The organism is Priestia sp. FSL W8-0524 (assembly GCF_038005965.1).
GTDB classification, from domain to species: Bacteria; Bacillota; Bacilli; order Bacillales; family Bacillaceae_H; genus Priestia; species Priestia zanthoxyli.
Map to the genome: position 1 here is coordinate 2,344,510 of NZ_JBBOUG010000001.1, position 22,899 is coordinate 2,367,408.

The 22,899-nt window shown below is 38.5% G+C and carries 31 protein-coding genes; 11 read left to right on the plus strand and 20 right to left on the minus strand.

The window, feature by feature from the left end:
• Genes NST66_RS11875 through NST66_RS11890 form a run of 4 tightly spaced genes read right to left on the minus strand, consistent with a single transcriptional unit; the run spans window position 1 to window position 4,821 of the window.
• On the minus strand, window positions 1-834 hold the full coding sequence (locus tag NST66_RS11875) for an FAD binding domain-containing protein (RefSeq protein ID WP_340843383.1): 834 nt from the start codon (window positions 832-834) through the stop codon (window positions 1-3).
• Window positions 821-3,151 (minus strand): xanthine dehydrogenase family protein molybdopterin-binding subunit, encoded by a 2,331-nt coding sequence (locus tag NST66_RS11880; protein ID WP_340843384.1) that lies wholly within the window; start codon window positions 3,149-3,151, stop codon window positions 821-823. The genes NST66_RS11875 and NST66_RS11880 overlap by 14 nt, the downstream gene beginning before the upstream one ends.
• A gap of 18 nt (window positions 3,152-3,169) precedes the next feature.
• On the minus strand, window positions 3,170-3,814 hold the full coding sequence (locus tag NST66_RS11885) for an NTP transferase domain-containing protein (protein WP_340843385.1): 645 nt from the start codon (window positions 3,812-3,814) through the stop codon (window positions 3,170-3,172).
• 2 nt (window positions 3,815-3,816) lie between these two features.
• Entirely contained in the window at window positions 3,817-4,821 is a 1,005-nt protein-coding gene (locus NST66_RS11890) for an XdhC family protein (RefSeq protein ID WP_155008073.1), read from the minus strand.
• Between the two features lie 184 nt (window positions 4,822-5,005).
• Between NST66_RS11890 and NST66_RS11895 the strand changes: the two genes are divergently transcribed.
• Together NST66_RS11895 and NST66_RS11900 are read left to right on the plus strand one after the other, a co-directional pair.
• Window positions 5,006-5,236, plus strand: coding sequence for a hypothetical protein (locus tag NST66_RS11895; RefSeq protein ID WP_033579133.1), 231 nt, complete (start codon window positions 5,006-5,008; stop codon window positions 5,234-5,236).
• A 12-nt stretch (window positions 5,237-5,248) separates the two neighbouring features.
• Window positions 5,249-5,482: a hypothetical protein gene (locus NST66_RS11900; RefSeq protein WP_013057270.1), complete on the plus strand. Its 234-nt coding sequence runs from the start codon at window positions 5,249-5,251 to the stop codon at window positions 5,480-5,482.
• Window positions 5,483-5,607: 125 nt separating this feature from the next.
• Here the strand turns inward: NST66_RS11900 and NST66_RS11905 are convergent, their stop codons facing one another.
• The gene (locus NST66_RS11905; protein WP_033579134.1) at window positions 5,608-5,847 is read right to left on the minus strand and encodes a hypothetical protein; all 240 of its coding nucleotides are present in this window, start codon (window positions 5,845-5,847) and stop codon (window positions 5,608-5,610) included.
• A gap of 70 nt (window positions 5,848-5,917) precedes the next feature.
• On the opposite strand from NST66_RS11905, the gene NST66_RS11910 reads away from it, so the two are divergent.
• From NST66_RS11910 to NST66_RS11930, 5 genes are all read left to right on the plus strand, one after another.
• Entirely contained in the window at window positions 5,918-6,391 is a 474-nt protein-coding gene (locus tag NST66_RS11910) for an Hsp20/alpha crystallin family protein (RefSeq protein ID WP_033579135.1), read from the plus strand.
• Between the two features lie 147 nt (window positions 6,392-6,538).
• Window positions 6,539-7,435, plus strand: a complete 897-nt coding sequence (locus NST66_RS11915) for a hypothetical protein (protein WP_033579136.1) — start codon at window positions 6,539-6,541, stop codon at window positions 7,433-7,435.
• Window positions 7,436-7,527: 92 nt separating this feature from the next.
• Entirely contained in the window at window positions 7,528-7,659 is a 132-nt protein-coding gene (locus NST66_RS11920) for a hypothetical protein (protein ID WP_013057274.1), read from the plus strand.
• Between the two features lie 78 nt (window positions 7,660-7,737).
• Entirely contained in the window at window positions 7,738-8,292 is a 555-nt protein-coding gene (locus tag NST66_RS11925; protein WP_034266508.1) for a PadR family transcriptional regulator, read from the plus strand.
• On the plus strand, window positions 8,289-8,759 hold the full coding sequence (locus tag NST66_RS11930) for a DUF4188 domain-containing protein (protein ID WP_033579138.1): 471 nt from the start codon (window positions 8,289-8,291) through the stop codon (window positions 8,757-8,759). The genes NST66_RS11925 and NST66_RS11930 overlap by 4 nt, the downstream gene beginning before the upstream one ends.
• On the opposite strand, the gene NST66_RS11935 is transcribed toward NST66_RS11930, so the two are convergent.
• From NST66_RS11935 to NST66_RS11950, 4 genes are all read right to left on the minus strand, one after another.
• A complete protein-coding gene (locus NST66_RS11935; protein WP_340843386.1) occupies window positions 8,756-8,956 on the minus strand; it encodes a hypothetical protein in 201 nt (66 codons plus the stop codon). The genes NST66_RS11930 and NST66_RS11935 overlap by 4 nt on opposite strands.
• A 142-nt stretch (window positions 8,957-9,098) precedes the next feature.
• A complete protein-coding gene (locus tag NST66_RS11940; protein WP_034269246.1) occupies window positions 9,099-9,794 on the minus strand; it encodes an SAM-dependent methyltransferase in 696 nt (231 codons plus the stop codon).
• A 67-nt stretch (window positions 9,795-9,861) separates the two neighbouring features.
• Window positions 9,862-10,203, minus strand: coding sequence for a DUF3147 family protein (locus NST66_RS11945; RefSeq protein WP_034269243.1), 342 nt, complete (start codon window positions 10,201-10,203; stop codon window positions 9,862-9,864).
• On the minus strand, window positions 10,196-10,603 hold the full coding sequence (locus tag NST66_RS11950; protein WP_154972978.1) for a MarR family winged helix-turn-helix transcriptional regulator: 408 nt from the start codon (window positions 10,601-10,603) through the stop codon (window positions 10,196-10,198). Before NST66_RS11950 ends, NST66_RS11945 begins: the two co-directional genes overlap by 8 nt.
• Window positions 10,604-10,773: 170 nt before the next feature.
• Between NST66_RS11950 and pssA the strand changes: the two genes are divergently transcribed.
• Window positions 10,774-11,265 (plus strand): CDP-diacylglycerol--serine O-phosphatidyltransferase, encoded by a 492-nt coding sequence (gene pssA, locus NST66_RS11955; RefSeq protein ID WP_182029361.1) that lies wholly within the window; start codon window positions 10,774-10,776, stop codon window positions 11,263-11,265.
• Window positions 11,266-11,297: 32 nt separating this feature from the next.
• Here pssA and NST66_RS11960 read toward each other — a convergent pair whose 3' ends face one another.
• Complete coding sequence (locus NST66_RS11960; protein WP_047750857.1) at window positions 11,298-11,525, minus strand: hypothetical protein; 228 nt, start codon at window positions 11,523-11,525, stop codon at window positions 11,298-11,300.
• Between the two features lie 219 nt (window positions 11,526-11,744).
• On the opposite strand from NST66_RS11960, the gene NST66_RS11965 reads away from it, so the two are divergent.
• Window positions 11,745-12,503 (plus strand): TrmB family transcriptional regulator, encoded by a 759-nt coding sequence (locus NST66_RS11965; RefSeq protein ID WP_033579145.1) that lies wholly within the window; start codon window positions 11,745-11,747, stop codon window positions 12,501-12,503.
• 104 nt (window positions 12,504-12,607) lie between these two features.
• Entirely contained in the window at window positions 12,608-13,777 is a 1,170-nt protein-coding gene (locus NST66_RS11970; protein ID WP_340843387.1) for an MFS transporter, read from the plus strand.
• A gap of 345 nt (window positions 13,778-14,122) precedes the next feature.
• Here NST66_RS11970 and NST66_RS11975 read toward each other — a convergent pair whose 3' ends face one another.
• The 7 genes from NST66_RS11975 to NST66_RS12005 all read right to left on the minus strand — a co-directional run bounded on the left by NST66_RS11975 (window position 14,123) and on the right by NST66_RS12005 (window position 19,152).
• On the minus strand, window positions 14,123-14,581 hold the full coding sequence (locus NST66_RS11975) for a DUF523 domain-containing protein (protein ID WP_340843388.1): 459 nt from the start codon (window positions 14,579-14,581) through the stop codon (window positions 14,123-14,125).
• A gap of 83 nt (window positions 14,582-14,664) precedes the next feature.
• On the minus strand, window positions 14,665-15,105 hold the full coding sequence (locus tag NST66_RS11980; protein WP_034269226.1) for an Asp23/Gls24 family envelope stress response protein: 441 nt from the start codon (window positions 15,103-15,105) through the stop codon (window positions 14,665-14,667).
• A gap of 27 nt (window positions 15,106-15,132) precedes the next feature.
• A complete protein-coding gene (locus NST66_RS11985) occupies window positions 15,133-15,342 on the minus strand; it encodes a DUF2273 domain-containing protein (RefSeq protein WP_033579149.1) in 210 nt (69 codons plus the stop codon).
• Window positions 15,343-15,357: 15 nt separating this feature from the next.
• Window positions 15,358-15,900, minus strand: coding sequence for an alkaline shock response membrane anchor protein AmaP (gene amaP, locus NST66_RS11990; RefSeq protein WP_034269223.1), 543 nt, complete (start codon window positions 15,898-15,900; stop codon window positions 15,358-15,360).
• Window positions 15,901-16,047: 147 nt separating this feature from the next.
• Entirely contained in the window at window positions 16,048-16,878 is an 831-nt protein-coding gene (locus tag NST66_RS11995; RefSeq protein ID WP_033579151.1) for a YihY/virulence factor BrkB family protein, read from the minus strand.
• A gap of 281 nt (window positions 16,879-17,159) precedes the next feature.
• The gene (locus tag NST66_RS12000) at window positions 17,160-17,522 is read right to left on the minus strand and encodes a YidH family protein (RefSeq protein WP_340843389.1); all 363 of its coding nucleotides are present in this window, start codon (window positions 17,520-17,522) and stop codon (window positions 17,160-17,162) included.
• Between the two features lie 178 nt (window positions 17,523-17,700).
• Window positions 17,701-19,152 carry an alanine/glycine:cation symporter family protein gene (locus tag NST66_RS12005; RefSeq protein ID WP_373921267.1) on the minus strand — a complete coding sequence of 484 codons (1,452 nt, stop codon included), beginning with the start codon at window positions 19,150-19,152 and terminating at the stop codon, window positions 17,701-17,703.
• A 472-nt stretch (window positions 19,153-19,624) separates the two neighbouring features.
• Between NST66_RS12005 and NST66_RS12010 the strand changes: the two genes are divergently transcribed.
• Window positions 19,625-20,824 (plus strand): multidrug efflux MFS transporter, encoded by a 1,200-nt coding sequence (locus NST66_RS12010; protein ID WP_033579550.1) that lies wholly within the window; start codon window positions 19,625-19,627, stop codon window positions 20,822-20,824.
• Between the two features lie 32 nt (window positions 20,825-20,856).
• On the opposite strand, the gene NST66_RS12015 is transcribed toward NST66_RS12010, so the two are convergent.
• The 3 genes from NST66_RS12015 to NST66_RS12025 all read right to left on the minus strand — a co-directional run bounded on the left by NST66_RS12015 (window position 20,857) and on the right by NST66_RS12025 (window position 22,898).
• Window positions 20,857-21,156 (minus strand): TIGR04104 family putative zinc finger protein, encoded by a 300-nt coding sequence (locus tag NST66_RS12015; RefSeq protein ID WP_016764349.1) that lies wholly within the window; start codon window positions 21,154-21,156, stop codon window positions 20,857-20,859.
• A 153-nt stretch (window positions 21,157-21,309) separates the two neighbouring features.
• On the minus strand, window positions 21,310-22,482 hold the full coding sequence (locus NST66_RS12020) for an MFS transporter (protein ID WP_014459848.1): 1,173 nt from the start codon (window positions 22,480-22,482) through the stop codon (window positions 21,310-21,312).
• Window positions 22,452-22,898 (minus strand): MerR family transcriptional regulator, encoded by a 447-nt coding sequence (locus tag NST66_RS12025; RefSeq protein ID WP_033579154.1) that lies wholly within the window; start codon window positions 22,896-22,898, stop codon window positions 22,452-22,454. The genes NST66_RS12020 and NST66_RS12025 overlap by 31 nt, the downstream gene beginning before the upstream one ends.
• Between the last annotated feature and the right edge of the window lies 1 nt (window position 22,899).

Consider the following 22,899-nt stretch of genomic DNA (forward strand, 5'->3'; position numbering starts at 1 on the left):
TTACGTTCCTCCCAGCTCTGTGAAAATATCAAACAATAAATTTTTAATCACAAATTTGCGATAGCGATTCGACCCTTCCCCATCATTTAAAATTGGAGCCGGTATATAATCAAGAGCATTTTGAATTCGAGCTTCTAATGGCGTTTCTTTATGATTTAGCACTTCTTCTATTTCTGCTGAGCGAAAAGGAAACGAACATACTCCGCTGAAAGCTACTCGGATGGTTCCTTCTGTTTTTAACGCTGCTATTGTCACTAATGGATATCCTGTATCCCACTGCTGGCGTTCTTTTATACTCATATATGGCAGGGCAGCGTACTTCTTTTCAACAAACACCTGAACAAGAAGTTCTCCGTTTTCCAGCTGCAAACGCCGGTTAAAAAGGTCGTGAATCGAATAGATATTGGTTCCAGCCGGACCTGCCACTGCAAGTTGACTATCTGTTAAAAGCAGCGGCAATACCGCTTCTCGATAAAAAATATGCCCACAAATATTTCCTCCTAGCGTTATTTTATTTCGAGCCGTGTGATCAGCCGCTTCGCTAGCAGACTTACTTAATAAAGGAAACAAATTTTTATCTTCCAGTTCAGTTAACGTTACTCCTGCACCAAAAATCATCCAATCTTCATTAGCTTCGGTTTGTTGAAATTCAGGTATATTTTTTATATCAATAACAGCATGGGTAACAAACAAACCCAATCTGCCTAATGTCAGAATTTCGGTACCGCCAGCATAATACCGCGGCTGTTTGCCTTGATTCTCTAACTCTTGAAACAAGGCAACTGCTTCTGAAACAGTTCCAGGTTTGTGATATTCAAAGTCAAATGAAATCATCAGCATTCCCTTCTTTCATTCTCCAAATCAATTCTGGAATAAGCGGAAGTTGGTTTAATTCTGTTTCTGCCGCCACCGTTAAGCTGTTTCCTAAAGAAGCCGGCATACCAAGCAGCCCGTGTTCTCCGACTCCTCTAGCTCCGTACGCCGCATCTAATTGAGGCGTATGAATAAAATCTACTACGTACTCTGGATGCTCTCCGTAGCGAAGAGGACGATATTTCCGAAGCTGAGGATTTAAAATACGGCCATTTGAATCAAACCAAAATGTTTCTCTGCCTGCAAACGATAGCCCCATACTCATCGCACCCATGACTTGCCCGCGTGCCATTTTCTCGTTTAGCACGGTTCCTATATCAATAACAGAGACAGCTTTTACAATACGATATCTATACGTTCTAGGATTATATTCCACTTCAACTCCTTCAGCTGCTACCGTCCATTCAGGCCCCGGACGCCCAGCTCCCGTTTCTTTATCCAAGTAGGTCATCCCTCTTAAAATATAGTTGCCTCTCCCTATAATTTGCCCTCCAATTGCATTTCCGTTCGGATATTTATAGCCATATACAATTTCTTTAAAGGCCAAGGATGTTTCAGGCTCATCCCGTAAAAAAACTTTTTCATTTTTTATTTCGATATCTTCCTCAGAAGCTCGAAATATACAAGAAGCTATCTTTTTTAATTGATTAATCACATCTTCAGCGGCTTCTAAAACCGCTCTTCCTGCCATAAAAGTGCCTCTGCTAGCCACCGTTTTCCAATGTTCAGGAGTCGTTTGAGTATCTACTTCCATTCGCACATGAATGCGTTCCACGCGCATCTGCAATTTTTCAGCCAGTATTTGCGCGAGCACGGTTTTCGTTCCCGTGCCTAATTCAATAACGCCAGACATCAAATTCACGCTTCCATCCGGATTGAATGTTAGAATAACACCGGAACCTGCGTTTGTTTCAATGGTAGAGGTTTTCCAGACGCAGCTAATCCCCTTAGCAGTAATAAGGCCGTTTTCATGCACCGTTCTCTGTCCTTCCTCCCATTTGATCAGCTGCTTCAAGCGACGAATACATTCTGGTAAGTTACCCACGCTGCTAGACGTTAAACGTACTTGCGTAGGCGTAGTATCGCCCGGCAAAATAGCATTTTTTTCTCTAAACTCCAAAGGATCTATACCTGCTTTTTTAGCAAGGATGTCCATCGTGCGCTCGAACGCAAATAATAGTTCTGAGTGGCTGAATCCTCGAAAAGGAGAAGCGTAAGGGTGATTTGTATATACACATAATGAATCACAAAAAATATGTTCAAGACGATAAGGTCCTGTACAGTCAGCTGCTGCAGCTTTACTCAGGTCCGTTCCTTTATCTGCATAAGCACCGCTGTCAAACAAATAAAGAATGTCAGCAGCCTGCAAGAGTCCCTCTTTAGAACAACCTAACTTGATTTTGGCATCTAGACCTATGTGAGCAGGCGAAGTGAGCATATCTTCTTCTCTTGTATTTAATATTTTAACCAGTCTTCCACCAACAGCTTTTGAAGCTATATATGCAAGCAACTCCAGCTGGACAGCTGCTTTTCCTCCGTAGCCTCCTCCTACTAGCGGTGTTTCAACGATCACTTTTCCCGCTTCAATTTCAAAGTACTCACTAATTAATTTTTTCACCATAAAAGGAGCTTGAGAAGAAGTGATAATTTTAACTAATCCATTCGGAAGAATTTCAGCAGCGGCACTTCTTGTTTCCATTGCCGCGTGATCTGAAGGAGATAGAGAAAACGTTTCTTCAACTATTAACTCACTTTTTTGCCAACCTTCTTCCATATTGCCTTTTCGTATTTTGACTCTGTTTGCTACGTTGGTGCCGGGCTCTGGATACACCGTTTCATCATGCTTGTAGATGTGCATATGTTCATGCACTAAAGGAGAATCCGGCTCAATAGCGGCGCTAGGAGAATGAACGACAGGTAACGGCTCATATTGAATATGAACAGCACTCGCCGCACGCTCAGCGAGTGCAGGAGTCTCTGCTACTATAAGGACTACGGCTTCTCCGTGATACCGCACTTTTTCAAACGCAAGCGGTCGCCGGTCACGAACTCCCTCTCCGGTTAACGGCAAATGCTCACCCGTCACAACTGCATGAACACCGTGAGTAGCGATCGCTGCTTGAATGTCTATTGCTTGAATTCTTGCATGAGCGTAAGGACTGACTACTATTTTGACGTGAAGGGAACCTTTAAAACTGTAATCATTCGTGTACCGAGCTGTTCCCGTCACTTTTTCTAACGCATCTTTTCGAATCACGCTTTTCCCAATAACATCCACTCTTTTCACCTCCGTCAATCAAACCCGTCTACATTTCTCTTTATATATCTTTTTAATGCGTTCATACGCTTGTTTTGTATCAACATCCATGAAAAGAGAAGCGTCGGTACATTCATAAGACATTCCATTTCCAGGTCCGTTTTGTCTTATGATTTTTCTTGCTCCTTGATCTCCTTGCAGCTTATCCAAGCTTGAAAACATTTGTTTTGAAAATAAAACCGGTGCTCTGGCAATTCCTTGATAAAAAGAAGAAATAAACGGAGCGGAGGAATGGTTCTCAAACAGCGAAACAAATGTATCTATCAGCACGATACTTATAAGAGGCTGATCTGCCAGCAGCACAATAATAGCATCAGCGCTTAATTCTTTTGCTTTTTTTAATCCGCATTTTAAAGACGCAGACTGACCTTTTAAGGCGCTACTACAAGAAGTATGACTCCACTTCTGCTGATATGCTTCTGAAAAAAGAATATGGTCAATCCACTCAAGAGAATCTCCTTTCTTTGTGACTACTATCGTATGATTTATTTTTGAACAAACCGCTGTTCGTAAAGCTTTACTCCCTAAACATCCATTCCCTAAAGGCAGCAGCAGCTTATTGCTGCCCATCCTTTTACTAGCTCCCGCGGCAAGATAAACAGCAACAATATTTAACCCGGACATTTTCACCCCTTTTTTTCATCATACATTCGGAGGATCTCAATTAATTCAGCTACAATACTAACCGCAATTTCCTGCGGTCCTACCGCTCCTATAGAAAGTCCCACGGGCGAATGAATATGGGAAGGAATATCGGTATTCAATAATCGAAGCGTTCGCTTTTTAGACCCTAAAACTCCTATATACTTCACAGGACTTGATTTTAATAGCGAGAGAATTTCTTGATCGCGATAAAAATTATGCGTCATAATCACAACAAAATCATCGCTCTGAACGGACAAGTGTTTCTCTACTTCCTCCGGGAATCCAATCTGTATTTCCTCTGCTAGCGGAAAATGTTCCTTATTACATAAAGCCGGTCTCCAGTCGCATAAAGTAACAAAAAACCCCGTATTGGCAGCAAGTGATACTAAATATTTTGCATCAGCACCTGCTCCCCATATAATTAGACGAGGCTTCGGTTTATATAGATGAGCATATGTGAGCAGAGAGCAATTTGAAAGTTGAATACCGCTCTTTCTCCCATTCCAATCATCTGTTGCAAAAGATGATTCGTCGCTATTTGCACCAAATGTTTGGCCCGTCTTTTCTACATAAAAAGAGGTTGTTTGAACAAAGTCTTTTTCTAATTTTTTAATATGCAAAACAGGATTTCGGTTATCTAAATGGCGTTTTACCCGCAAAAGATCTTGCTTCGTCTTCGCAGTTACAGGCTCTAGGAGAATATAGAGAATTCCATTGCAGCCTGCTCCTTGTCCCCACCCCGCATCACCTCCTTCTTTTAAATTGTACGTAACGGTTAATACGTGCTCAGTGTCGAACAACTCTTTTACGCGCTCAGCAAGATCTGCTTCCACACAACCAGCGCTTAACATCCCAATGTTCTCCCCGTTTTCTTGAAACAGCATGGACGTTCCTTCTTTTAAATAAGAGGATCCTTCTACATGAATAATCGTTGCCAACACGCTTTTTACTGTTGATTTTTCTACAGTATGTAAAATGTCGTGCATTTTTATTATTTCCTCCTTTTACTACTGATTTTTTAAAATCTTTTCACGTTTTGTGGAGAACTAAAATACGCTACAGTAGACTACTTCTACTCTCGGAATGAATCCATGTATTATTCATATTTTCAACGAAGTTACAATAAGCTTTTAAAGACTTAGAAGAACTGTCGTTTGAAAGGAGAATAGTATGCTATTTGACTCAACAAAAATCAACTTAGGAAAATTGAACGTTCGCAGTGCTGATCAAGCAAGCAGTATTTCTATTGGAAATACGTCAAAAGTTACAAGGTATGTCACAGCAAAGAAAAATCAGGCCTTCGGACAGCAGCTCGCTGATCAATGTTTTTCAGCAGGATCTGCTTACAAAACTGTAGATAATGATTATGTGGATGCATTTGCAACAAAAAATGATAAATAAGGAGGAAACCATATGATTTTTTCACCTATGGTCATTAACTTACAAGCCTTCAAAGTGAACGTTCTGGATAATTCATCCGTTTTAAGCATAGGACCTAATCAGCAGCTTGACGTGTTCGTATCTTATAAACGTAATCAAGGACTAGGAGAATCAAACGGAGATTTTTCTCCAAACGTAACTCCGTTCTCATGGATTATAGATTCAGACGTAAACGATTCAAACTCAGTTAAAAACAGCGTAATTTAAGCTTCTACACCGCCTCTAACGAGCATGACTAGCAGCATACCTTCATCTATTCGTCTACTAGTATTCAACCTGATGCCTAATAAATATAACCTGCGTCTGAACTGGCTATATTTATTAGGCTCTTTCTATGAAATGGGTACTTTTTGAAAAGACGATGGGCTATCAATTTGATCACGATCATCAACACAGCTTCTCGTTCCTATAAACCCGCTATCATCACCGAAATTTTGCCCAAACCCCTGTGTTTTTTTATCTGAATTATTCCAGTCTGCTAGTAAATTCTGTCCGATATTTACCGCAGACGCATTTTCAAAGGAATTTATCTTTAGCATTAAAATATTAATATTTATAGATGCACCTGACATTTAAACCACCCCCTTTTCAAACTATATTCAAATTCCATCTTTTTATGATGTGTGGTAAGGAGGAAACCATATGGACTTTGATAAACTTATGCAGTGGATGGAATTCGCTAAAAAATATCAAACAAACGACTTTTGGAACGGTGTTTTTGATCAAACTGCTTTTAACGAATTTATGAAAGAAAATATGGATATGACTGCTCAGGATTCGCATCACGCTCCTCAACCTCCTAGAAGTAATTTTCCACCTATCGACATTTATGTTACTCCTCACGAGATCATTGTTATCGCTGACCTGCCTGGTTATCTAAAAGAAAACTTGCACGTTTCTGTTTCAGGCAGCCGGCTTCTATTAAAAGGCTCGCCCCACCCTCTCATTACAGGGCAGCCTGTTGTACAAGAACGACCTTCTGGAGATTTCAACCGAATTATCGAATTGCCTGAGCCTACAGATGCGCATCATCTGCGTGCAAAATTTGAAAATGGACTGCTTATTCTTTCTTATCACAGGCAGTTTTTTCAAGAAGAGCGTATTCATATTGAATAAGGTTTAGTAGTTTTACGAATGAAATGTAATGCTGCACATAAGCATTTATAAATGCAAAAAATTTAATATTAACTCCCAAACTGAATCAATATTTATTTATCTAACTGTGATTACAGAGGAAATAAGCCCAAGATGAGGAGAAGCGAAATGTCTATGAAAGGATTTTTCAACCCCAAACAGACTAACCAACATCTTCAAACTGAGCTAGCGGACTTCAAACATCAAATCAAGCGTATTAACACGCTTGAAGTTCACATGAACCGTTTTTTAAAACTCGAACCGCAGATGGGTTCTCTCATAATGTTCAAAAAAAAGCTGGAGGCTCAGCCAGTGCTTTCCAACGATTCTTCATCTTCACAAAGAAGTGCTCACAAAAACACTGAACAATCATATACAAAAGACATGCAGGATACTGCTAGGCAGCTTCATTTTTTAAAAGAAAAAGTAGCACAATTGGAACAAATCATCTCCACGCAAAACCCTCGCGATAAAAAGAAAGAAGCTGTGCCTTATCCGGATATAGCTAGCTTAGTAGAACAATCTGTAGAGAAACAAATGGCTCCTTATGTCGAAAAAATGACCGAACTAGATAACAGAGTTTCAGCATTAGAGCAAAGCATGTCGCTTTTAACTGAAGTACAGGTGGACATGCTAAAACGTACGTCTTCTCTTCAAGAAGAAGTAAGATTGATTCATCAAAAAGCGGCACTTTTAGAAAATGCTCCTCCGCCTATTCATATTGATAAATTTTTTCTTGATAAATACGAACAAAACAACAATATTGGCCAAGTGGGCATTAAGGAGCTCGGCGGTGCTTTAAACATCGGAGCTACATACGGAAGCGGAGCTATACCAAAGGATTTCACGGACCAAATTCAAAAAGATATGGAAGAGTTAAAAAACGCTAAATCAGATATTTCTTCTGGTAAAACGAAGCCTGCACAAGAGGATAAAGAGAATTCTTCTTCCGCTTTCGAAAAAGAAGAAGCGTATACAGAAGTTCCTATTTTTGATGAAGATGATCCAAAGGAAGAGTCAGTCTAAAAAAGTTATAAAATTATATTTAGTTATGACTAGAATTTTTGCAAGCTATTCTTTACACTATAGGTAATAACTTCAAAAAAGGAGATATGCTGATGCCAAAGCTTTTATGGAGAATAGGTGCTGTCATGTTGCTAATGTGTGGAGGCTTTATCTTTTTATTTATTGCTGCTTCGCAAATGATGGTTCAGCAATACAAACCTTTTTTTAGACGCGAGAGTGCATAATTCTCGCGTTTTTTCATTGAATAATATCCTGTTTATGGTAATATATATATATCAAAAAGATATAGGTGAGGAAAGTAAATGAAGGAAAATCAAACAACATATGCGATTTTAGGACTGCTTACCACTGAATGCAGAACTGGTTATGAAATTAAGCGGTTAATGGATCGAAGTTTAAATCATTTTTGGAAAATTAGCTATGGTCAAATTTATCCCACTTTACAAAAGCTTGTGAATGAAGAACTAGCAACGGTAAATTCCGTTGCTCAAACTGATAAACCGGATAAAAAAGTGTACGCAATAACAACTAAAGGAAAAGAAGTTCTGCAAGATTGGCTGCGTGAACCTATTAAGCAGCTCCCCTCAGAACGAAATGAACTTTTGTTAAAACTATTTTTTAGTAGTCACCAAGAAAAGCAGCTCACAATTTCGCAGTTAAAAAACGCTCAGCAGAAACTAACTGAACGCTATCACATGTATTGCGGAATCGAAGACAGCATTTCTAAAAGCCCTTCTCCTGACAGAACGTATTGGCTTATTACCCTAGACTACGGTAAACGAACAACTCGTGCTTCGATGGAATGGTGCAAAGATACGATTAATAAATTATATGATGAGGAGGCGCAGAATTTATGATTCATTCCAATCGTGTAATGGCTAAGCCCGGTCAGGATCTGGTCGTCTTTGTTATAGGAATGCGTATTAATAAATGGACAGCCGTACACAAATGGCTCCCTGTATTTAAAGCAATGCCTCCTATGATTCGAGAGTTGTATGCAAACAAAAATCTTGGCTTTTTATCTTTGCAAGGATCTTTTAATTTAAGAACCATTACGCTGATTCAATATTGGGAGTCAGTTGATCAATTGACCTCCTATGCCAAAGGTCCTCAGCACTTAAAAGCTTGGAATTCTTTTTATAAACAGGCTTCAAAAACGAATGCAGTTGGCATTTATCATGAAACGTACGTTATTCCTGCAGGAAATTATGAATCAGTATATGTGAATATGCCTTCGTTCGGCTTAGCTAAAGCGCTTGGATGTGAAACCATAACGAAGCATACTCAAACTGCTAAAAAACGTTTGAATGTTAAAAGAGGTTAAGACATGACGAAATGAATCCAATCTAAAGACGAACAAATGGGATACATGAGCTGAACCGCTTGTGACGCCGCAGTTGATTTCCATGCAAGGCTTCGCTTTCCGGGGGCGGTCGGTGAGCCTCCTCGTCGCTTCCGCTCCTGCGGGGTCTCACCTGTTCCGCTTTTCCCGCAGGAGTCTTCGCCTTGCCCTCCAATCAACTGCTAAAAGGAATGGCGCAGATGAAACATACGTTCACCCTAACAAAAGAAAAAAAACGAACCCTTGATTAACATGTTTGATCAAGGGTTCGTTTTTCACTTGGGCTAAAATACTTTTTCCTCAGCTTCTTCATTACATTTGTTATACATATATTTTCAGCATTTGATTGGCACCTTTTTGAAATTCATACGGGACATCTGCTATTTCTGTTCCTTTTACTAGAGGCGCAATCTCTTCTAAAAGCTGCGGCAAATAGGTAGAAATCTTGCCGCTCAGGTCCGTTAAAGGAAACAAGCGCACTTCCTCTTTTGTAACGCGTATCAGTTCTTTTAAAGCCTCTAAATGAAACGTATAATCTAACCGGTCGCTGTACATAAATAAAAAGTTTGCACAAAGCGTTAAATCAAACTCGTTCTTTTGAAACGGCAAATTAGGAAGGGCTCCGTACTGATAGGCTTCCGGGTTCTTTTTCATATGAGCAATACAATCTTTTAATGCTCTTTTTCGATGTTCCGTTAAATCATCAATAGACGAAAAATACGTCCACACATATTGCTCCTGTACGTGCTGCATTTGATTCATCGTATGAATTAAATCTAAGCTTCCCTTCTTTTCAAGCTCTTCTGCCGTAAATTTATAGGCAATATCACAGCTAGTAGCCTTCGTACCTTGCTGCAAGGCATGAGCAGTAAAAGAACAGGCTCCGCTAGCACAATCTAACACTTTTTTTCCTTTTAAACGCTTGTCATTCAAATTAAACATAGCTCTATACTCTTCAAACGTTCTGCCGATAAAAACAACTCGGTCAATTCCTAACTTTTTCTCTGCTAAACTCAACTCTACTCAGCTCCTATCTTTTACTTAGACCTTTATTTTACAGAAAATTGGATTAAATTCCAATAGTTTATGTAGTAATTAGGTTAATCACCATCTTTTGAAGCACTAAAAACAAGGCCCAACACATAACTCCTATGGATAAACTCACAAACAAATGAAGGGAGTTTTTTACACAAATATAGACGACAGCAAGTAATAAAATAGTGCCTGGGAGTCCATAAAGAACGCCAAGTGTAAACTGACTGACCACTTCCTTTTTTTCTCCTTGCACTGACAACCATATAATACTTAGTAAGCTCACAATTGGAAGAGCAGCCACGATTCCACCGTATGCCGGATATCTTTTGGCCATTTCTGTTACCCCTGCAATAATAAGAGCCGACATTAAAATTTTGATGATACTATACATGTTCTGCACGCTCGCTCAATAACTGAAAAGCCTGTTGAATCAGCTGTTTTTCAGATGCTGTCATTTCGCGTAAAATAGCTGATACTTTTTGTTCATCCAAGCTTGAATTCCGTTTTAAGATGTCTTTTCCTACTTCTGTTAAATGCAGAATTACTTTTCTTTCATCCTGTATATCTCTATTTTTATACACATATCCTTTCTCGATGCTTCTCTTTACATGTTCAGATGCCGTATTATGTGAAATAGTTAAATAATCTGCGACTTCTCTTATTCCAACCGAAGATGATTTGTCGATATGCTGCAAAAGACGTATGGTTTGGTGCGTAATTTTCTCTTGATGCGTATAGTGCAAATGATAATAAATAGACGTCCAATAGCTGTTTAACTCCTCTACTTTCATGATCCTGCTCCTTTATATCGTATTTTTATTTATTATCGTATTATACGATATATATTACAGAAACGACAGCCAGTTTTCAATACTCCTTTCTTTTTATCTTGCATCTCACATAATAATACGATTTAACAGTTACACTAATTGTACACACTGTGAAAGGCGGTTGTATGACATTGATTCTTCGACTGTTAAAATGGGTTCCGAATCTCTTTACGATTGGAAATTTGCTAAGCGGCGTATTTTCCATAGCCTTTAATATGAACAGCTACGAACGCTTAGCTGCTCTTTTTATTTTTCTAGCCGCTTTTTTCGATTTATTTGACGGCAAAATTGCGAGAAAGCTAAAAGTTAACAGTGAGTTTGGTGTAGAGCTAGATTCTTTGGCTGATATTATAAGCTTTGGCGTAGCGCCTGCAATGCTATTTCATACTCTTTCTCCCCACTCTTGGCTAACGGTACTCGCTTTTATGATTTATCCAAGCATGGGTGCATTGAGATTAGCTAAATTTAGCGCAAATCCAACCGTAGGTTATTTTATAGGGCTTCCTATTCCTTTTCCTGCTCTAATTATCGCACTGCTTGGCATGTTTTATTATGTGAATCCTTATCTTATGATTATTTTAGCTATTTTGATGGTGAGTCCTATCCGGGTCATAAAAATTTAGATGCAATGAAAGACAGACAAAATGCCTGTCTTTTATAGTGCATTCCATTCTTCACACAGCATTTTATGCTTAAATCTCAGCTCATGTTCTCTTTTTTCAAGCTGAGCTTGTAAAGAAAGCCACTCGCTATTATCAGGTGCTGAGCATAATTTTTCTTCAAGAGACAGTAAGGAATCCAGTACGTCTTCAAGCTGAGCAGCCACTTCTCTTTGCTGTTTCATGTTCATTTTTTTCAACAGTAGTTTTTCATTTTTCTTCATTTTTTTCACCTCTTTCTTTTCTTTACCCGATGATGAGTGTTTTAGTATGAAAAGCACATGATTAAAAATAGTTTTATCGTAGTAAAGACCCTTTAATAGCCTATTTTTTATCTTTGTTGATTATTTAGAACATAGTTTAATAAGATATAGTTACAATTAGTAATACTTTTACAAACCGTGATATACTAAAAAAAAAGAAAGGATGATGAATAGAGAATTATGCTGCAAAAATTTGGTTTTTCTCAGTATGAAAGTCAAGTATATGAAGCGCTGCTTGCGAATGAAGGTCCGCTGGATGCTAGTTCGATTGTCACGTATTCGCATGTTCCAAAAGCAAAGATTTATGAAGTACTTAATCGTTTAATTGATAAAGGCATTGTAGTAAATACATTGTCCGGGAAAAAGAAACTTTATTCAGCGGTAGCCCTTCAAACCGTCATTCAAAAACTTACTGCTGATTTTGAAAATGACATTAATGAATTAAAAACATATAAAATTAAAAGAACGTTTACAGATGATCATGTTTGGAGTTTAAAAGATAAATCCTCTATTTCTGCTCACATTGAACAGTTGATTCAAGAAGCGGAATCTTCTATTATTTTATCGGCTTGGAATGATGAGTTGGAACATTACCGCTCATTGCTAGAAGAAAAAGAGAAACAAGGCGTAAACGTCGAGGTCTTAACCATAGGAAACTTGCAGACTGCCCTCAAACATTTACATACATTAAATCCAATAGATGATCATAAAAACCTTGAGCCGTCGCAGTTGATTATTGTTGACGATGCCTACCTTTTATTTGCCGGCATTGAACATGAGACATGGAAAGCAATAAAAACCATGTCGCAGCCGCTTGTAAAAGTTTTTGCTGATTTCTTTTATCATGATGTCGCACTTACCCATATTACAAAGAAATATCAAGAGCAGCTTCTTCAGGATTCTGAGATCATGGAGCTGCTTACTCGACTGCGATATTAAAAAGGTTACTAATTCATTAGTAACCTTTTTAATATTACCTATTGAAATCCACTCTAAAAAAGGTTACTATTCTAGTTGTAACTTTTTAAAGAGGGGGTTTTTTGATGAATAAAAAAGTTTACATACTTGCGATTGCTTCTTTTGTTGTTGGAACGGTCGAATTAATTCTAGGAGGCATCTTGGACTTAATTGCCGATGCATTTCATGTATCACTAGCAAAAGCAGGTTATTTAATCTCTATTTATTCGTTTGTTTATGCTTTGTCTGCGCCGATTTTACTAAATGTGACGGCTAAGATAGAGCGGAAAAAAGTTTATATGTGGACATTATTTATTTTCTTATTGAGCAATGTATTTTCAGCCTACAGTTCAGGTTATTATATGCTATTAATCGGGCGTATCCTCGCTGCTGCGAGCGGCTCTTTTATTATTGTCCTATCTACCACAATGGCCTCTAGAATGGTAAAGCCTGAATATCAAGGCAGAGCAATTGGCGTTGTGTTTATGGGAATCAGCGGCTCACTTGTTTTGGGTATTCCTCTTGGTATTTTGATTGGAAATGCGCTTGGCTGGCGTCAAGTATTTGTTATGATTGCAATCTTAACTGCTATTATTATGATTACCGTTTGGTTTACAATGGAACGTCTAGCTCCCGCTCCAATTGTACCTTTAAAGACTCAGGTAAAAGCTTTACGCAATAAAAAAATGCTTGCTATTCACCTAGCAACATTGTTTGTACTGGCGGGTCATTTAACGCTTTATGCGTACTTCACGCCATTTTTACAAGAAACGCTAAGATTAAATACAACGATGGTGACCATTATTTATGGTATTTTCGGTCTTGCTGCAGTGGCAGGAGGAGGACTTGGAGGAGCTGTTTCTGATAGATGGAACCCTTCTTCGTCTGTTATCACCATGATTGCTCTCTTTTTTGTTAGCATGATTGCTATGCCTTTTGGCGTTCATTTGCCATTCGTTGTGTTCTTGCTTCTTATGATTATTTGGAGTGCGCTCAGCTGGGCGGTCTCACCGGCTCAAAGCAATTTAATTATTCATAGTGCACGCGACACGTCGGACATTTTAATCAGCACCAATGCAGCGATTTCACACGTAGGAATTGCGATCGGCTCCTATGTCGGAGGAATTGTCGTTAATCAATACTCTGTTATTTATAACGGCTGGGTCGGGTCTATTTTTGTATTGCTTGGTCTTTGCTTCTCTCTTTATGCGGTAACACGAACAGAAAGCACAGCAGATACGCTTCACAGTAAATAAGCTTTTACAAAAAGAGATTGGATAAAAATAATTTCATAAAAGTGAAACACGAACTATCTATCAAAAATGGATAAATAGTTCGTGTTTTTTTATAATCATGGTGAACGCAGGTACTTATAGCTGTTGGTTGGAGGGCAAGGTGAAGACTCCTGCAGGAACAGCGAAACAGATGAGACCCCGCAGGAGCGAAGCGACGAGGAGGCTCATCGGCCGCCCGCGGAAAGCGAAGCCTTGCACGGAAATCAACAGCGGTCGAGCAAGCAGTCCAGATCATGCATCCAAATTGTTTGTCTTTGAGTTGGATTCATTTCGTTCTGTCCCATCCTCTTGTCATTGTGATTGCTCTTAATACATTTTAGCTGCAAATTGAGATTCGGATATAACGATAAAACCATGCTTTCTTAACAACGCAGTCGTTACCCCTTTACCGGCTATTTTAACACCTAGAAATGCTCCGTTATATATATGTTCACTTCCGCATGAAGGACTGTTTTCTTTTAGTACAATAACAGTAGCTTTTATTTCTTTTGCGATGTTCAGTGCCTTATAGGCCCCGTCTATGTATATATCTGTCACGTCTTTTCCCGATCGTTCAATAACTCGCGCATTTCCGTTTATTACGTCTATTCCCGTTCCTTTTATAATTTCTGCCGGTTCTCTAGGCGTGTGAAATCCACCTAACAGTTCCGGACATATCATCACCGCTTCTTTATTTTCAACGAGCGCTTCCATTTCCTTAACTAAGGCACTGCTTCCATTATATCTGCAAGCTTGACCTGCTAAGCAAGAACTAACCAATATCACAGAATTCTCCCTCCCATAAAAAAACACTTCTCATTCATCATACAAAGAATATATGACGAATGGAAGTATTTACCTTTTATATTTTATTCAAGATCACGCTTTGACTCCTGCTCTTTGTCTCGATCCGTTTTTGCTTCAAATTCAGAGCGAGTCATTACGTCCTCTACGTGCATATTTACTTCTACTACTTCTAAGCCCGTCATATCGTGAACTGATTTTTTCACGTTATGAACAGTTTCGGAGAAAATCGCTGGAACATTTTTTCCGTATTCAACAATTACTTTTAAATCAAGAGCAACTTGCTTTTCTCCAACTTCAGCGTTAATCCCTTTTGTGATGTCTTCCGTGCTGCGGAAGCGATCTGTTAACCCGCTCATAAATCCACCGCTCATTGATAAAATCCCTTTAATTTCATTAGCTGCAATTCCAGCAATTTTTTTAATGACTTGATCTTCAAATGTTAATGTATTTTGATGTGTATTTTCCTGAGGTTTTACTGCTGTATTTGTTTCATTAACTGCCATAACGAACATCTCCCTTAAAGTGATTTTCTATCTTCCTCTAGTAAAGAATCCTACCCAGGCATGTATGTCTAAATGACCGTCTCGCCACTTCCCAATTACATAACCAATTCCCATAAAAGCTACGATTAGCAGCGTGGGGCCAAAACCAATTGTTAATAGTAAAATTGCCAACACTAAACCTGCCAGAATACCAAGTACTCGGCCACGGTATGGAATCAATTTATCTGGAGTACCCATTATGTCCCTCCTTCATCACACAACACGTTCTTTCTTTCGTGTTTGTGTATCTGTTAAGTCAATACGAACGGAGTGAACGGGAAGCTCAAGTAAGGCCTCCACGGCGCGTTTTGTTTCAAGCTGCATCTCTTTTCCTAGTGTTGGTAGCCCATCTCGTCCAAACAGCGAACAGTTAATATATAGACTAACTCTTTCTTTGCGAGAATGAATAGATGCTTGGACTTCAGGAGAGCGTATTCCCTGAAAGCCTCTAATTGCTCGCAAAGCTGTAGATTCAATCGTGGCTTTAGAAATGGTTATTTTGCCTTCGCCTGTTACAATTGCTAAATTCTTTTTAGGCGGTCTGCTAAATATGCCTGTTAAAAGAAAAATAATAAAAATAACAGCTAAAAATGCGCTTATTGATAATATCGTGTAGTAAAACCACTCCTGATGCTGCCACTTTTCTACCCAGTTCGAAAGGTGAGGAACCCTATAAACCATCAGTGCTAACATACCGGAACAAATCAGTCCTGCAATTCCAATAACTGCGATTAAAAACCGATTAAAATTATTCAATTTTCCACCTCATCTCAACGTGAACTCCTACTGTTTTTTAGTTATGTGTATAGGAAAGGCAACGAGATATTCAATAGTTACCCGCGATATTTTTTTAATAAACCTTTTAACTGTAAAACTGAATATAAAAAAAACGACTAGGTTTCCCTAGTCGTTTTCCACGTCTCTATACGTTGTCTTGTGAGCTTTGATGAACTTATTACCGTTTATTAAACCGCCAATTAATAAAATAGCGGCCGTTAAATAAAACCAGACCATTAAAATAATAATACTTCCAAGCTGACCATAGATTTGCGAGTAGCTTCCAAACTGGACATAGTATCCAAATCCGGTAGATACAACTTGCCATCCTAGCGTGGAGAAAACAGCTCCTGGAAGTACATCTTTCCACGTTACTCTTGCGCTTGGCATCAGTTTGTAAAAAAGAATAAAAAAGCCTAATAAAAATAATGTCCCAATTCCCCATCTAATTGTCGTCCAGCTTTGAAACCATATGTCAGGAACATGGACTTTTGTTAGGACCAAATGTCGAATGACCTCTTCAATAATTGGTACAAATAATGAAATAGCTACTACAACCATAAAACCAAAAGTTAAAATTAAATCATTGATTAAACCGCGCAAAAACGTTTGTTTTCTTTGAATATGATACGCGTCATTTAACGAACGAACCAAAGATTGTATAGCCATAGATGCGAGCCAAAAAGTCGCCAATAAACTAAAAGATAAAACTTTTTTCCCGCTATTGTTAACTGTTTCAATTGACCGTTCAATTACGTCGTAGGCGCTTTTAGGTGTAAATGGTTCAATAAATATCAGCAAATTGTTTGTATCAATTGGAAAAAAACTCAGCAGAGAAAAAAGAAAGATAATAAACGGTACAAAAGATAACAAAAAATAGTAGGCTGTTTGAGCAGCCTGATCAAAGAAACGCTCCGTAAAAAAACGAGCGGCAACGGTCTTAGATGTTTGAATCATACAGCGTTCTCCTTTACTTTCGCTTCACCCTACAGTGAAATTCATATTCAATTTTTTATGTTCAACATGGATTGGATAAGTTTCGGCTTATAAAGCTTTCCTTTTCCATTATCCGCGGTTAACAAAGAATTTAACCTGTAAAATTATACAGCCGGTTCATAAAGAAGATATTATTATAATTACATCTGCCATTACCACCATATCAATAGATCTTCTTTTTCTTTCATAAAACCGTAAATTCTTTGGGGGTGTATTCCCTCTTTTCTTACACCTTAAACTTTTTACGCTATGTTAAAAAAGTAAAACATAAGAGCCCCGATCAGCATCAGCATAATCATTGAAACGAAAAGAACCAAAGCGTGAGAAGATCGATACGTTTGGCTGTTAATTTTTTTACGTGTTGAAAAATAATGATAGGTTGAGAAAAGAAGCAAACCTGCACTTGCAGCTAAAGAAAAGATGATAACAGCAATAATAAGAGTATCGGCTGCTTCACTTAATTTTTTTCCGGAATTGAAATGCAGGCCTCCTGCAACAAAACCAATGCCGAGTGTAGCAATAGACGTTCGAATCCACGCTAAATACGTTCGTTCATTTGCTAAATGCTGCTGAATATAAATAGATTCATTTTCTTTTTTAGTCATGCACATACCACCGTCCTTTTATATGTCTTCTATTATAAATAAATGCTCAAACGAAAATAAATTGAGGACGCTTCATGCCACATTATACCCGAAAAAAACGAATCATTACCATTTTCAAGCGGTCGAAAGAGCTTCTTCACAAACTAAAAAAAGCCAACCCCAGTTGGCTTTTTTTAGTTTATGAAACATTTTCTTTATCTTGATCATGCTGATATTCCTCGTCCCAATAATCAGCGTTTTGAATTCCTAATTTCCCAGGAGAAAAGACAGGATCTATTCCTTGTTTTCTCTGCTCGCGATAATCTTTTAAGGTTATTAAAGCAGGCTTAGCTAAAATCAAAATTGCAATCAAATTGAGCCAAACCATTATTCCAACTCCGATGTCTGCTAATGCCCATGCAGTTTCAGCTGTTCGGATAGACCCGTACAAAGTAGTGGCTAAAAGAGCTGCCTTAAGGATCATGGATACTATTTTATTTTGTTTGCCTTTCATTACGTAAGCTAAGTTCGTTTCCGCAATATAATACTGTGACATAATCGTAGTAAAGGCGAAAAACACGAGAGAAATAGCTACAAATCCTGATCCGAACCCAGGAAGCACCGTCTCCACTGCTTGCTGCGTATATTGAGGCCCCGCTTCAACTCCTTTTAAGTGGTCCACAATGAACGAACCGTCTGGCCCTTGGGTGCTGTAAGAACCTGTAATTAAAATCATAAAGGCAGTAGCAGAACATACAAGCAGCGTATCAATATAAACCGAAAAAGCTTGTACCAAACCTTGCTTGGCAGGATGTGAGACTTCCGCTGCTCCCGCGGGATGAGCTCCGGTACCTTGACCCGCTTCATTTGAATATACACCCCGCTTGACTCCCCACGCTATAGCCATGCCAATAATCCCGCCAAACGTAGAATCAAGTGCAAACGCACTTTTAAAGATTAAAGCAAGAACTCCTGGTAAAGCTTGAATGTTCAATCCGATAATCACTAACGAAACAAGAACATATCCAATGGCCATAAACGGAACAACATATTGTGCCACGGCAGCGATACGCTTGACTCCTCCAAAAATAATTAATCCTAAAATAATAACAAGTACAATTCCAGACGTTAAAGGCGGAATTGAAAATGCATTATTTAGCCCTGCTGTAATTGAATTTGCTTGCACTCCTGGCCCAAGTACACTCATAGCTAGCAATGCCGCAAAAGCGAAAATCAAGGCGTACCATTTCTTCCCCATGCCTTTTTCAATGTAATAAGCAGGTCCACCTCGATATTCTCCTTTATCTTTCACTTTATAAATTTGAGCAAGTGTTGATTCAATAAATGCACTAGCTGAACCTATAAAAGCAATAAACCACATCCAAAAAACTGCTCCTGGACCACCAAATGCAATTGCTGTTGCAACTCCCGCAATATTTCCAACTCCTACGCGTCCTGATAAAGCAAGCGTTAACGCTTGAAAAGACGAAACGCCCGAATCTGAACTTTTCCCATTAAACAATAAAATAACCATATCTTTCAAATATCGAACTTGTACAAAGCTAGTGAGAATAGTAAATAAAAGCCCCACTCCTATACATAGATAAAGCATCGGCGTACTCCAAATCATTTCACTTATTGTACTAATCATCTGCTCCAATATACACTCCTCCTTAAAACACTTTACGCATTATGAATAATGAGAACATAGTTTTAATATAGAGTTAAAAAACAAAAATTCACTCTTTTTGTCAGGTTGTTTTACACATTATTTGATAAATAGACAAAATTTGTGGATATAACGTATATTTTAGACAGATTATCTGACGCTTTTTTCAGTGAAGCATAAGTTCTTTACATATCCCCTACTGTTACAGCATAAGGTAATGAGTGAACTAAGGGTCACTTTATGTTCTAGGCGGAGTGTAACCGCAGCACATCTTTCTGTTTTCATTTCATGTTAATAGTTCACTAAGTGAATCATTTTATTTTTAAATATTTCTGATATGTGGTATAATTTAAGCTGATAAAAAGATGCTGCATGTATGCTAAAAGAGCAGGCCGTATGGTTTCGCTCTTTTGTTGTTTTTACGCTATGCGGCACAACGAAAGAAGGAAATAGAATGGAATTATGGAAACGAAACTTGTACATTTGCTGGTTCGGTTCTTTTTGCACCACAGCCGGGATGAGTTTAGTTATTCCGTTTTTACCGCTTTATATTGAAAAGCTGGGGGTTCACGATACAAGCTCCATCAGCAGATGGGCTGGTATTGCATTTGGAGCTACCTTTTTAATGGCCGCTATTGTTTCTCCTTTATGGGGAAGTTTGGCCGACAAATACGGTCGAAAGCTGATGCTCCTTCGCGCAAGCTTGGGTATGGCAATTGTTATGACTTCTATTGGTTTTGTACAAAATGTCTATCAGCTTGTCGGACTGCGCTTTTTAATGGGGGCCGTTTCCGGCTTCATCTCTGCAGCCATTACGTTAGTAGCGACTCAAACACCTAAAGAGCACAGCGGTAAAGCATTAGGGACGTTGTCTACAGGGGCTGTATCAGGATCTTTATTAGGACCGCTAGTAGGCGGCTACTTAGGAGATACAATTGGATTGCGTCACGTCTTTTTCGTGACAGGTGCATTTATGTTTTTGTCTTTTTTAATTGTAAATTTAATTCAAGAAGACAAAAAAGAGACGGCGAAAACGACGAAAGAGTCTAACATTGGGTTACTTTCTCTTAAGAATTCAAAGGCCGTGATTGGTGTATTTGTTACAACTTTTTTACTGCAGCTTGCGGTTATGGCTATTCAGCCAATCGTTACACTGTATGTAAAACAACTGTCTACTCATACCGATCATCTTGCCCTTATTTCAGGCTTTGTCGTAGCGGCAACAGGAATTTCAAATATTTTGGCTGCATCCAGACTTGGCAAAATCAGCGATCGCGTGGGTCCTCAAAATGTGCTTCAAATATGCTTGCTTATCGTAGCGGTTATTTGCGGCTTGCAGGCCTTTGTGCATAGTACTTGGCAGCTATTTTTACTACGTTTCTTACTCGGTTTTGCAATGGGAGGATTGTTACCTTCTATTAATTCTTATTTGAAGAAAATTGTGCCGGACTCGATTACAGGTAAAATGTTTGGCTATAATCAAACAGCACAATACTTCGGGAATTTAGCCGGTCCAGTGATTGGCGGACAAATTGCCGGAGCTAAAGGAATTCCTTACGTATTTTTAACAACGAGTGTTCTTCTACTGTTGAATGCTGGGTGGGTGTATTATCAGCGCCATCACAGACAGCAGCTAGACGGTAAAGCCGCATAAAAAACCTTCCGTGTTAACGGAAGGTTTTTTTATTACCACAAGGGTTCTTCTTCGCTGCTTACTTCATAAGAAAGTGGCATCATAACAACCGCTGCTATGAAGAAAATAAGCTCCGCGACAACAATGGATGGAAAGGAAAAGTCAAATAGTGAGAGAATAAGCCAAATAATAAGGGGTGCAAATGAGTAGATTGATAATCGCTTTTGGGATTTTGCAGAGATATACTGTTGTTTGTCACAGTGTGGGCATTCTAAAACGTTTCTAAATGTTAACAGTTGTTTAAAGGTTGTCCTCCAGTTCCATTTATGATTACAATTTTGACAGGTGGCCATGGGCATCACGCTCCTAAAAAGAATTTATGTACATATAAAGTATACGTACAAGTTGGTAAAGAGTTTCATTTTTATGATTAAAAACGTTTTTACTATTATAACATAAAACAAAATAAAAGGCTTTTTACAGGAAAAAGCCTTTTATTTCAACGTTTATTTAGAAACAGCTTCATTCGTTTGAGAAGTTGTTTTTACTTTTATAACCATAATAACAAAAGCGAGCAATCCAAGAATCGCTGCTACAAGAAAAGGAGCTTGAGGCGCTACGGCATTGCCGATAACTCCTGATAATAAAGGAGCAAACGCTGCGCCTAACCATCTTAAGAAATTATATCCTCCAGATGTAATTCCTCGTTCATAAGGAGATACTTCCATTACATGACTCGTAAATAAGGCATTATTAAGTCCTGATACAAGACCTGCTGCCATAATTAAAACAATGCGCAACCATGTTGCATCAAAGGCAAATAAACAAATTAAAATAAGTGAAAAAACAATTAAGCTAACATGTAACACTTGTTTTGGCTGATATCTTTTTTCTAACTGATGTGCTAAAACCGCTGAGCCATAAGCTAAACATAATCCCCATCCAAAGAAAACAAAGCCAATTTGAAGAGCTCCGATCGATAGAATAAGCGGCGTATAAGCTAACACTGTAAAAAATCCGTAGTAATAAAGCATGCCTGATACAGCGCCTTGAGTAAATGGTTTTAATTTATAAAGTTTAACCATGTCTTTAAAACCTGCTGCTTTACGAGGTTTAGTGCTTGTAGGCTGTTTAACAATCGTTAATACTAAAATAAAGGCGATAAAAATTAAAGCACTTGTACCGAAAAACGGCAATCTCCAAGAAGCATTTCCTAACACGCCTCCTACAAGCGGTCCTCCGGCCATCCCCAAACCAATTGCAGCTTCATATAATCCTACTGCTTTTTTCACTTCACCTGATAATGCAATAAGCAGCGTCATAGCTGTTGCAAAGAAAAACGAATTACCAAGTCCCCAACCTGCTCGGAAAATGGAAAGCTGAGGAATGTTGTTAGAAAACCCGCATAGGGCTGCAAAAATCGTCACAATGATAAGTCCTGTTACCATTAAGCGCTTGTCTCCTACACGTGACGCTAGGATGCCTGCTGGAATCATCATAATAGCCATCATTAACAAATAGGAAGTAAATAACATTTCTACTTGCCAATGAGAAGCTCCAATTTGCTTAGCAATTTCCGGTAAAATCGGATCTACTACTCCAATTCCCATAAATGCTAAAAAAGTAGCTACTACCGTAATAATTTGACCTAATCGGTTATTTGAATGCTGTCCTTCCACTCTTTCATCTCTCCTTTTGTTTTTGTTTTTTCATGTATTGCCATAGCAGATTCTCGCATTTCTTTTAATTCTGTTTTAAATGCCTGCATTTTTACGACTTTAAAATCAATCATCTTGATTTGATTTTCTAGCAAATCTTCTATTTGCGTGATCTCTTTCAATGACAATCCTTGCCGCTCACTTCTTTCTTCAATCATTCTTTTAAGCGACATAAACTGCTGCAGCTCCTGTAGAGAAAAACCGAGAACTTCTTTTGCTTCTGCTACTTTTCTTAGTTCTTTTACCTCTTCTTCGGAATAAATTCGTGCATTTCCTTTTGTGCGCTGCGGGGGTAAAATGAGTCCAATCTCTTCATAATACCGAAGAGCTCGCTTGGTCAAACCGGTCATTTTCGTCACGTCATCGATTAAATACATA